The organism is Roseibium sp. AWQ4_290, from assembly GCF_056160985.1.
Genome location: NZ_JBSWYG010000025.1, coordinates 71673 through 82746, shown reverse-complemented (window position 1 = coordinate 82746; position 11074 = coordinate 71673). Strand labels below are relative to the sequence as shown.

Below are 11074 nucleotides of genomic sequence, written 5' to 3'. Positions count from 1 at the left end.
TTCCAACTCAACGAAAGACGCTTCCTCGACGTGGCCCGGATCAACTGGCATTCGCGCAAACCGGGGATCCTTCAGCCAATTGTGGATCATATTGGCATTCGCAGAATACCGCCGCGCCACCTGTGCAACCGATGTACCGGGAAGAACCGCTTGCGCGCAGATCTCCCGCTTCTCCTCATCAGACCAAATCCGCCGTTTCCTTCGATTACTCATTAAGGGCCCTTAAGTGTCCATTTAGATAAGTGGACACTTAAGGCAGCAAACGGCAACACGTTAGGTCGGGTTCAACGGACGCACACTTTTTAACCGGCAACATCGAAAGGCCTCGGAAACTCTCCGCCCCGAGGCCTTTTTCGTGCGGAGAGCAGAAAAAATCAGGCCGGCACCTGGGTCCCGGCCTGACAAGTTAGGAAATCTGCCGCGTTCAGAGATCGTGAGAAGATCCCTCCGCCGGTTCTCCCCTTATGCAGGAGCGGCTTCGCCGGCCCCTCCAGTCTCGTTATCGGGCCCGTCTGCCGTATCCCCTTTGTCCTGCGCCCCGCTGCCGGAGGGCGTTGCGGTGGGGGTGGACGTGGGACGAGGAATGCGGAACCAGGCCACATAGAGAGCCGGCAGGAAGAGGAGCGTTATCATCGTTCCGGCGATGATGCCGCCCATCATGGCGAAGGCCATCGGCCCCCAGAAAACCTCGCGAGAGATCGGAATCATGGCAAGCGAAGCTGCCGCCGCCGTCAGCATGATCGGGCGCATGCGGTTGACGGTGGCTTCAAACACCGCATCCCAGGCTTCCATGCCATCCCGGCGCAGATCCTCGATCTGGACCACCAGAATGACCGAATTCCGGATCAGGATTCCGACCAGAGCCAAGACCCCGAGCAGCGCCACGAACCCGAGCGGTGCACCGCTCGGCAGGAGCGCAGCCACGACGCCGATCAGCCCGAGCGGCGCCACCGCGATCACCAGGAACAGGCGCTGGAAGCTCTGCAGCTGGAACATCAAGATTGTCAGCATGGTGAAGATCATCAGCGGGGCCACGGCCGCAATCGGGCCTTGCGACTTCGCGCTTTCTTCCACCGCACCACCGGTCACGATCTTGTAGTCCGGCGGCAACTTGGCCTGCAGCGCATCAATCTCAGGCTTCAGCTGCTGCACAATGGTTGCGGGCTGATAGGTGTCATTGATGGCGGCCTTGACGGTCACCGTCGGGGCCCGGTCCCGGCGCCAGATCACGGGCTGTTCAAGCTCGTAGCGGATATTGGCAATGGCCGAGAGCGGGATCGATTCATTGTCCGAGGTCGGGACCTGGAGCTGCTGGATCGTCTCGATCGAATGCCGTTCCTCATCCTTGGCCCGCGAGACCACATCAATCAGATAGATGTGATCGCGGATCTGGGTCACCGTGCTCCCGGCCACAATGCCGTTCAGCAAGGTGGCAATGCTCTGCGAGGTTATGCCGAGTTGGCGGGCCTTGTCCTGCAACAGGTCAATCTTCACAACCCTGCCCGGTTCGTTCCAGTCATAGGCCACGTTCATCGTATTCGGGTTTGCGCCCATGACCGCTGCGACTTCGCGGGAATATTTCACCACTTTGGCAATGTCCGGCCCGCTGATCCGATACTGGATCGGACGGCCAACCGGCGGCCCGAGTTCCAGCAGCTTCACATAGCCGTCAATGCCAACGAAGTCTTTTGCAATCACCTTTTCAAGACGGGACCGCACCCGGTCGCGGGCTTCCAGGCTCTTGGACACAATCACCAGCTGGCCAAAGCTCGGCTGGGGCATCTGCACATCATAGGACAACAGGAAGCGCACCGCGCTGCGGCCGACATAGGTCGACCAGTGGTCAATGTCCGGATCGTCCTTCAGATAGGTTTCGAACCGCGCGACCTGGGAGGCCGTTTCGGTGATGGAGCTGTTTCTGGGCAGGTTGAAGTCAACGATCAGCTCCGGCCGGTCCGAGGACGGGAAGAACTGCTGCTGGACAAACCCCATGCCATAAAGCGACGTGGCAAAAACAGCCACCGTGATCAGAATGGTGAGCCAGCGGAAGCGCATCGCGACCCGCAGCAACGCCTCGAAAGTGCGGCCGAAAACACCTTTGCTCTCATGATGGGATTTCAGCTTCCTCGGCAGGAAGGTGACGCCCAGAAGCGGGGCGAACAGAACCGCCACGATCCAGGAGAGAAGCAGCGAAATAGTGATGACCTCAAACAGGGAGAAGGTAAACTCCCCCGCATTGCTGTTGTTAAGACCTACGGGAATGAACCCGGCCACAGTCACCAGTGTTCCGGTGAGCATGGGAAAGGCGGTGGAGGTGTAGACATAGGTTGCCGCCTTTTCCAGCGGGTCGCCGCGCTCCAGACGCGCCACCATCATCTCCACCGCGATCATGGCATCATCCACCAGCAGCCCAAGCGCGATGATAAGCGCGCCCAGTGAAATCCGCTGCAGCGGTATGCCGAGATATTCCATGAAGATGAAGGTCATGGCCAGAACGAGCGGGATCGACAGGGACACCACGAACCCGGCCCTGAGGCCCAGGCTGATGAAACTGATCGCGAGCACGATCACAACCGCCTCGAAAAGGGCTTTGGTGAACCCGCCCACGGCCTCTTCCACCACATGGGGCTGATCGGCGACAAGATGAACGCCGACCCCGACGGGCAGCTGGGCCACCGCCTTTTCCATCTCCGCGTCCAGCGCTTCGCCAAATTTCAGCAGGTTGCCGCCCGGGCGCATGCCAATGGCAAGGCCAATCGCTGGCTGGCCGTTAAAGCGGAACAAGTTCTCGGGCGGGTCCTCATAGCCCCGGCTCACGGTCGCCACATCGCTCAGGCGGAAAAACCGGCCGTCGACCCGCAGGTTTACGTTTTCCAGATCCTTTTCCGAGGTGAACTGGCCATCCACCCGCAGACTGACCCGTTCAGGCCCTGCCTGCAGCACGCCCGACGGCACCACCGCATTCTGCGCCTGAAGGGTGGACACCACACTGTCCTGTGAAATGCCCATGGCCGCCAGTTTGCGGGTGGAGAATTTCAGGTAGATAACCTCGTCCTGGGCTCCGACCAGATCGACTTTCCCCGCATTGGGCACGGTCAGAAGCCGGCTGCGCACCTGTTCGGCATAGTCGCGCAGCTGGCGGAAGCTGACCCCATCGGCGGTGAAGGCATAAATATTGCCATACACATCGCCGAAATCGTCATTAAAGAAAGGGCCCACTACGCCATCGGGGAAATCTGACTCGATGTCCTCGATCATGTTGCGCACCCGTTTCCAGGTGGGCTTCACGTCCTTGGCCTTGGTCGTGTCCTTCAGGTTCACGTACACAATCGTCGTGCCTGGGGTCGTCAGGCTCCTCGTATAGTCCAGATTGTCCAGTTCCTGGAGCTTCTTCTCGATCCGGTCCGTAACCTGATTAATCGTTTCTTCGGTCGAAGCACCCGGCCACTGAGCCTGGATCAGCATCGTCTTGATGGTGAAATCCGGATCTTCCTGACGGCCCAGATTGGTGTAGGAAAAGACCCCGGCAATGACCGAGACAATCATGAAATACCAGATCAGCGACCGGTGCTGGAGCGCCCAGTCGGAGAGGTTGAAAGACTTCATTTTCAGTGCTCCGAGCTCTGCGCGATTTTTTGTCCATCCGTCAGGCTGTGAACGCCTGCAGTCACGATGCGGGCCCCCGGCTCCACACCGGCAGCAACGGTAAACGTCTTTTGAGTCCGGCTATTGACCTTGATCTCCACCTGGCGGACGGCCGCAGCCTGCTCATCCACCTCCCAGACAAAGGTCTTGCCGTCTTTTTCCAGGAGCGCCGTCAGCGGCAAGTTGATCTGCTTGTTCCCGCCATTGGCGGGCCAGGCGCGGACCAGGGCGCCGAAACGGTAATTTGCGGAAGGATCGTCCAGGGTCATGCGGAACCGCTGGGTCCGGGTCGTGCTGTTGGCGCGCGGGGCAACCTCGCGCACCTTGGCAAGCACCGGCTTGGTCTTGAACGCCTGCAAGGAAACCTCGAATGTCCGGTTCCGGAGCTTCGAAACGAGGTCTTCGGGAATGTCGACAACTGCATCCCGGGCGTCCAGCCGTGCCAGAGTGATAACGGTTTCGCCAATGGCGACAACCTCGCCCACATCCACATCCGTATGGGTGACCACCCCGTCAAAGGTCGCGACCAGGCGGGTGTAGCTGAGCTGTTCTTCAGCCTTTTCCAGTTCTGCCTTGGCGCTCCTTACACTGGCCTCAGCACTCTTGCGTGTTTCGACCGCCGAATCCAGTGTGGACTCCGCGGTCACGCCGGTTTTGACCAGAGCGATCGACCGTTTCTCCGACGCTTGCGCATTGTCCAATTGGGCTTCTGCCGCCGTCAGGCTGGCTTCGGCCGACCGCTTGGAAAACTCATAGATAGCCGGGTCAAGTTCTCCGATCACATCGCCTTTCTTGACGATGTCACCGACATTGACATTGCGTTGGATCAGACGGCCGAGAACCTGAAAGCCAAGATCCGTGCTGTAGCGGGGCTCTACCGTACCGGTGAAGACATCTTCGGACGAAAGTTCAGCCTTCGCAACAGTCGACAGGACCGGACGGAGAGCCTCAGCTTGTGTTTCGGTGTCATGTTCCTGACACCCGGCAACCAGCACAAGGCCCAAAACGGCACAGAGGCCAAGCAACGTGCGCATCAGTCTTTTCCTTCGTTCTCGGCAATCACCTGCACACCCGGGAAGAGGTACTGCACCCCGGCCGTGACAACTTCGTCCCCCTCTCTCAAACCATCAGACACAAACAGCAGTTCGGTTTCGTGCCGGGAGAGGGTGACATCCTGCAAATGCACCTTTGACGTTGCCGGATCGACCACCCAGACTGCCGGTTTTCCGTCTTTCGACATGAGCGCGCTCCAGGGCAGGATCGCCACATGGACAGGCTTGAATTTTGCGGTCCCGGCAATCGGGGCGCCCAGGGTCATTTCCTGCGGCGGCGAGTCAATCGCCGCTTTCACCCGCACCGTGCCAGTGGTGCTGTCGATGGTCGGTGAAATTTCCCGCACATGGGCAAGTGCAATCACTTCGGGATTGGAGATCAGACTCAAGCTGAAATCGGGGGCGGCCGGTTGCGTGGCAAAGAGCGATTCATGCACCTTGAACACCGCATCCCTGGCTCCGTCCCTGGCCACGGAAAAGATCGTGCCGCCAGCCTCCACCACCTGCCCAACTTCAACTGAGCGGGCCGTAATCACGCCGTCCTCTTCGGAGCGAAGCACTGTATCGTCCAGTGTCTGCTCGGCTTCTGACAAATTCGCCTTGGCCGCTTTCTGATTCCCCTGGGCTACCCGATAGGCTTCTTGTGCGCTGTCATAGTCGCTGCGGGTGGAAAAGCCCTTGTCGAGCAGTGACTTCTGCCTTTTGAGAGTCAATTTGGCCTGAGTCAGAACAGCTGTCGTAGAGACCACATCGGCCTTGGCCGATTCCAGTTCCGCCATTTTTTCCTTCTGCTCAAGACGGGCCAGCACTTCTCCTTTGGTGACGTGGTCTCCCACATCCACATAGCGCTCGCTGACCCTGCCAGTCACTCGGAAGGCAACATCATTCTGGTATCTTGCCTCTACCTCTCCGGAGATCACCAGATAGGGGGAATAGTCGGTGAAATGCGCCGTCACGGTTTTAACTGCAATAGCGCCTTCTGCCTGAACCTGAGCCGTTTCACCGGCCAGGGCACACACCGCAAACACCGCTGCGGCCATCCAATTTTTCACGATCATGACCTTTCGCCATTCCAAACACGGCAGCCCGCACCGTCGCAAAACGCACAGAAGAAGCCTCTTATTGACTGACTAGTTAGTCAATAATTTTCTTGATGACAAGTCCCTCATGGGATATCTCCTAGGCATCGGTAAATTATTTATAAGCAGGCCGGGCGCCTCCCAGCACCGGCCACACCAAAGCCTGGGGAGACAAAACGTGGCTGTGCAGCGCCGGAAGTCAGAACGGCCGGGGGAGATTCTCCAGGCCGCCTTCGAAGAATTTTCGCAACACGGATTTGCCGGAACCCGCCTTGACGACATCGCGACCCGCGCAAATGTCACGAAGGGAACGATCTATGTTTATTTCGACAGCAAGGAAACCTTGTTTGAATCCATGGCCCAGGACCTGATGACTCCGGTCATTCAGGATATCGACAAGCTTCTGGCTTTTGAGCCCGACAGCCCGGAAGAGGTCTTGCGCGCCTTCCTCTCCTTTGCCTATGACAACGTGACCCGGGACCGTCAGAAACGGGAGCTGATCCGGCTCCTGGTGCTGGAATCCCGGCGCTTCCCCCAACTGACCCGCGCCCATTATGCCGCGTTCACCGCCCCTGTCCTGAACAAGCTCAAGAGCCTCCTGACGCAGTTCCGAGACGACCAGAAGATCCGCGATGCGGCTGCTCTGGATATTCCGGAGATTTTTCTGGGCCCTGCCATTTCCCTTACGGTCTGGAGGCTCTTGTTCAGTGACGCGCCGGAGATCGACACGGACGAACACAAGGACGCTATTCTGGACGTCTTGCTGCGCGGCCTCATCCCACCTGAGAAAACGATCTGACCCCTTGCCGGCCGTTTTCCAAGAGCTGGCAGCAGTCCGGCCGCAAGGGGCCTTCGGCGGTTTTATGCGGCCGCAACATCGGAGAGGAAGCGGTCCACTTGGGAGCGCAGCTCTTCCGTCCTTGTCGTCAACTCCCCTGACGCCTGCACCACATGTTCTGCCGATGCAGCCGTCTGATCGACAGCTCCCGAAAGGTCCGTGATGTTAGTCGTAACGATTTCGGTTCCCTCAGCCGCCCGCTGCACATTCTGGGAGATTTCATTCGTGGCGGTGCCCTGCTGGGTCACGGCGGCAGAAATCGCAGCGGTATAGGAATTGACCTCATCCATGGTCCGGGTGATGCCGGCAATCGCCTGAACCGAGTCGTTTGTCGCCGCCTGAATCGCAGTGATCTGGCTGCCGATTTCCTCGGTTGCCTTGGAGGTCTGATTGGCCAGCTCCTTCACCTCAGATGCAACAACCGCAAAGCCCTTGCCGGCCTCCCCGGCCCTGGCCGCCTCGATGGTTGCATTGAGCGCCAGTAGGTTGGTCTGTTCGGCAATCGCCTGAATGAGCGTGACAACCTCGCCGATCTTGGCCGCCGACTGCGCCAGGCTGGCGACCTTTTGGTTGGTGGCCCGTGTTCCTTCTGTCGCCCGGCCGACCACCTCCGTCGTCCGGCAAACCTGAACGCTGATTTCGTTGATCGAGGCGGTCAGGTTTGCCGTTTCTGTTGCCACAAGTCCAACATTGCGGCTTGCCACACCCGATGCAGATTTGGAATCTTCCGCCTTCCGGGAGCTTTGATGTGCCGTATCCGTCAAGGTTCTTGCGGTTTCATCCAGCCCTGAAGCCGTCTGGCCGACCGAAGCCAGAAGGTCCTGAACCCGCTCACGGAAGGTGAAAATCAGGTCCTCAACCAGTTGCTGGCGTTCCTGGCGTTTTTGTTCTTCGGCCCGCCGCTCGGCCCGAAGCCGCGCCCGCTCCAGCGAGTTGTCCTTGAAGACCTGAACCGTGCGTGACATCTCGCCGATCTCGTCGCCGCGCCCGCGCCCCGGGATGGACACTTCCTGATTGCCGTCGGCCAGCTGCGCCATCACCCGCGTCAGCCCCTTGATCGGCTGCGTGATGGCCGCGTTCAGCACAAAGGCCAAGGCGCCGCCGATAGAAATGGCAATTCCGACAGCCAGCAAAATGGCCTGAAAGGCGGTCCGCCCGGCCTGCTGCATCTCCCGGCTCTGCTGGCCGGAGACTTCGCTGATCTTCGTGCCGGCGTTTCCGGCGGCCCGCTCAAGCTGCCGCTCAAGGGAAATCAGTTCGTTGCGGATCGTAACGATCCCGGAGAAAGCTGCGGAGAATTGTCTGACAGTTTTTTCAACACTGCCAAGGTCCTTGGCCGAGGCCGCGAGCTCGTCGCGTTTGTCCAGCGCTGCCGCGACACCGACCAGGCCCTCGATTTCGTCCTTGATAGGAGGGGCGTCCTGATCGATTCTGGAGACAAATTCCAGGGTCCCAGACCTTGCCTCAGACGTACCATTTGCCAGGCTGATGGCCAGCTCCCCCAAGGACGCCAGCTTGGTGAGGTTGCGTTGCGCTTCTGTCGCCAATGCCAGCTCCCGGTCCAGGATCCGGTAGGAGTCAAACTGAAGATCCAGAGACCCGTTGTCGACAGCCCGCACCAGATCGGCCACGGTCTTCTTCTTGCCCATGCGGTTGAAGAGATTGGTTTCGCCGAGCAGATCCGGCACAGCCTTTGCCAGCGTGTTCGTATTCTTGACCAGAAGCTCCAGCTTCTCGCGTTCCAGCCCTGCCACCGACGTGGTTGAGATCACCTGCGCGGCCGAGGCCATCTGCATCAGCGTCGCATCGATCTCCTTGCGGATCGCACCGGTAATGTCCTTTTGCTTGAACCTGGCACCATGCCCGAACATCGGCACGAGGGTGACAACACCCTGATGCAGCGCTTCCGCCTGGCTGGTCAGGTCACGGGCCGCGTTTTGCGTCACCTCAGCCGCTTTCACGGCGGTGGTTGTTGTCTTGCGGACCTTGCCGACAATCTCGCTGATGCGGGTGGTTGTCTTGGCCAGACGGCCGCTCATCTCGCTCAGGTTCGCCAAGCTGCTGGCCTGCTCCAGCGTCCGCGCTTTCAGCCGCTGGAACGCCGTGTCAAACGCCTCGACCTGACCGATGGAATCGGCGATGCCCTTCTGAAGCCTGCTTTGGCCAGAGGCTTGAAAAGACATCGTTTCAAGACGGTCGATCAGCTCGCGGGTGTTTTGCTCCACCTTGCGGGCCGCCGCCGCGGACGGCGCCGAAAGATACCCTTCCTTGGCCAGGCTGACACGCTGTAGAACCGCCATAGCCTCAATGGCCGATCCGGACACTTGCGAGCGCACCGACAGGCCGGAAATCGTCACTGTCGCCGCGAGGCCGACCGCTGCCGTCAAGAGCAGAACAGCTCCAAAGCCACCCCACACCTTGTATCCAAATTTGATATTGTGGAACCGTTCCAAGATCACGGTATTGCCCCCCGTTCAGCGTTGTATTCCGCACGCCCGGAAGCTGGCCTGAAAGTGTGAATGACACGTAAATACTTTAGCTAAATACCTCTCTTTTTATAGTATTTTTTTGTATTAATCAAAATTATATCTATTATCCTCGATGTGAACTTTTTATGACTTCTCTAAAGTTCAAATACAGTCAAATAAATATTCAAGAAACACATTCCCAAAACTATTTTCATGTTCCCAACGGGAAGGCCTGCTCACAACGAAAAAGAGGGCGCTGAGCGCCCTCTTTTGGTTGCTTTCCAACAGATTTTCAGACGGTTCAACTCAGTCTGCAAGGTCCTGTACACTCAATACAGAGCCGTTTTCATCCAACCGGTAAATGATGGGCGTTCCGGTTCCCAATTCCCGCTTCAGAATTTCTTCCGGCGTTAGATTTTCCAATTCCATGATCAGAGCTCTGAGCGAGTTGCCATGGGCCGACACAATCGTCCGCTTTCCCGCGATCACCTTGGGCAGAATTTCCGCCTGATAGTACGGTAGCACCCGCTCAGCGGTCATCTTGAGGCTTTCTCCGCCCGGAGGCGGCACATCAAAGGACCGGCGCCAGATATGAACCTGATCCTCACCGAATTCCTTGCGGGCCTCGTCCTTGTTCATGCCGGTCAGATCGCCATAGTCCCGTTCATTCAGCGCCTGGTCCTTGATGGTCTCCAGCCCGGTCTGGTCCAGTTCTTCCAGCATGATCGCAAGCGTTTTCTGTGCCCGTGTCAGATCAGAGGTGAAGGCAATGTCGAAAGCCAGCTTCAGATCGTGGAGTTCCTGACCGGCCCGGTGCGCTTCGGCAACTCCCTGCTCGGTCAGGCCCGGGTCCTTCCAGCCGGTAAACAGGTTTTTCAAATTCCATTCGCTCTGCCCGTGGCGGACAAGCACTAGAAGGCGATCCATGCCGTGCTCCTTAAAGTGTCAATATATTCAAGACTCAAGGCCGAGCACATCGGCCATCGAATACAATCCGGGCTTTTGATCAAAGCCCCAAAGGGCGGCTTTCACCGCGCCGCGCGCGAACAACTGCCTGTCTTCGGCGCGGTGGGTCAATTCAATGCGCTCCCCTTCCCCGGCGAAGATGACCGAATGTTCTCCGATCACCGATCCCCCGCGCAAGGTGGCAAAGCCGATGTCGCCGGCCCGCCTCGGGTCCATGATCCCGTCCCGGGACCGGACCGAGTGGGCGGCAAGGTCCAGCTCCCGCCCGTCGGCTGCCGCCTCCCCGAGAAGAAGTGCCGTGCCGGAGGGAGCATCAACCTTGTGCTTATGATGCATTTCCAGAACTTCGATATCAAAATCCGCGTCCAGAGCCGCCGCCGCCTTGCGCACAAGACTTGCCAGCAGGTTCACCCCCAAGCTCATATTGCCCGATTTGACGATCCGCGCATGGCGGGCCGCAGCCTTCAGCGGCGCATCCTCGCCCTCGGCCCAGCCGGTGGTTCCGATCACATGGACAATCCTTGCCTGTGCCGCAAGTTCTGCAAACCATAGGCTGGCAGCAGGGGCCGTAAAATCGAGAACACCATCCGCGCCTGCAAACGCCGTTAGCGGGTCGTCAGTCACCGGCACATTCAATGGCCCGACCCCTGCAAGCTCACCCGCATCCTGGCCCAGACAACCGGCACCTTCGCGCTCAATGGCTGCAACGACGCTGGCGCCGTCCACTTCCGTGACTGCCCGTGTCAGCGCCCTGCCCATCCGGCCACCGGCCCCAACCACCACCAAGCGCATTTGCCTCATGCCTGTCCTCTTTGTCATTCGCCGCCGCGGGTATAGCAGCTTCCCTGCCAGAGGCAAATGACCATGCCGGCAAGACCTCCGGTGTCCAGTCATTGGGCCCGATCCCGAAACCCTTCCGCCTCGCAAACCACGTTCCTCAGTCCTCCCGGCCGGTTCACGGGCGACGGACAATTCGATTGTGCCCGTGCTGCGGGAACATTTTGACCGGGAAAGTCCACCCATACA

8 protein-coding genes are annotated in these 11074 nt (G+C 59.0%); 1 reads left to right on the top strand and 7 read right to left on the bottom strand.

All coding sequences use genetic code 11. The features are described 5' to 3' along the window. From ACXAH0_RS21850 to ACXAH0_RS21835, 4 genes are all read right to left on the bottom strand, one after another. Positions 1–213: transposase (locus ACXAH0_RS21850; protein WP_475195031.1), on the bottom strand; the 213-nt coding region annotated here is incomplete at its 3' end. A 249-nt stretch (positions 214–462) separates the two neighbouring features. Further along, positions 463–3606, bottom strand: a complete 3144-nt coding sequence (locus ACXAH0_RS21845) for an efflux RND transporter permease subunit (RefSeq protein ID WP_475186737.1) — start codon at positions 3604–3606, stop codon at positions 463–465. Between the two features lie 2 nt (positions 3607–3608). Continuing rightward, on the bottom strand, positions 3609–4679 hold the full coding sequence (locus tag ACXAH0_RS21840) for an efflux RND transporter periplasmic adaptor subunit (protein ID WP_475195029.1): 1071 nt from the start codon (positions 4677–4679) through the stop codon (positions 3609–3611). Beyond that, the gene (locus ACXAH0_RS21835) at positions 4679–5755 is read right to left on the bottom strand and encodes an efflux RND transporter periplasmic adaptor subunit (RefSeq protein ID WP_475195027.1); all 1077 of its coding nucleotides are present in this window, start codon (positions 5753–5755) and stop codon (positions 4679–4681) included. The genes ACXAH0_RS21840 and ACXAH0_RS21835 overlap by 1 nt, the downstream gene beginning before the upstream one ends. A gap of 199 nt (positions 5756–5954) precedes the next feature. Here ACXAH0_RS21835 and ACXAH0_RS21830 point away from each other — a divergent pair, with 199 nt between their 5' ends. Next, positions 5955–6575 carry a TetR/AcrR family transcriptional regulator gene (locus tag ACXAH0_RS21830; RefSeq protein WP_475186729.1) on the top strand — a complete coding sequence of 207 codons (621 nt, stop codon included), beginning with the start codon at positions 5955–5957 and terminating at the stop codon, positions 6573–6575. Positions 6576–6637: 62 nt separating this feature from the next. Here the strand turns inward: ACXAH0_RS21830 and ACXAH0_RS21825 are convergent, their stop codons facing one another. The 3 genes from ACXAH0_RS21825 to dapB all read right to left on the bottom strand — a co-directional run bounded on the left by ACXAH0_RS21825 (position 6638) and on the right by dapB (position 10849). Beyond that, entirely contained in the window at positions 6638–9073 is a 2436-nt protein-coding gene (locus tag ACXAH0_RS21825) for a methyl-accepting chemotaxis protein (protein ID WP_475195024.1), read from the bottom strand. Positions 9074–9388: 315 nt separating this feature from the next. Next, positions 9389–10009: a 2,3-bisphosphoglycerate-dependent phosphoglycerate mutase gene (locus ACXAH0_RS21820; protein ID WP_475186726.1), complete on the bottom strand. Its 621-nt coding sequence runs from the start codon at positions 10007–10009 to the stop codon at positions 9389–9391. 27 nt (positions 10010–10036) lie between these two features. Further along, positions 10037–10849, bottom strand: a complete 813-nt coding sequence (dapB, locus tag ACXAH0_RS21815; RefSeq protein WP_475186723.1) for a 4-hydroxy-tetrahydrodipicolinate reductase — start codon at positions 10847–10849, stop codon at positions 10037–10039. Positions 10850–11074 lie beyond the last annotated feature (225 nt).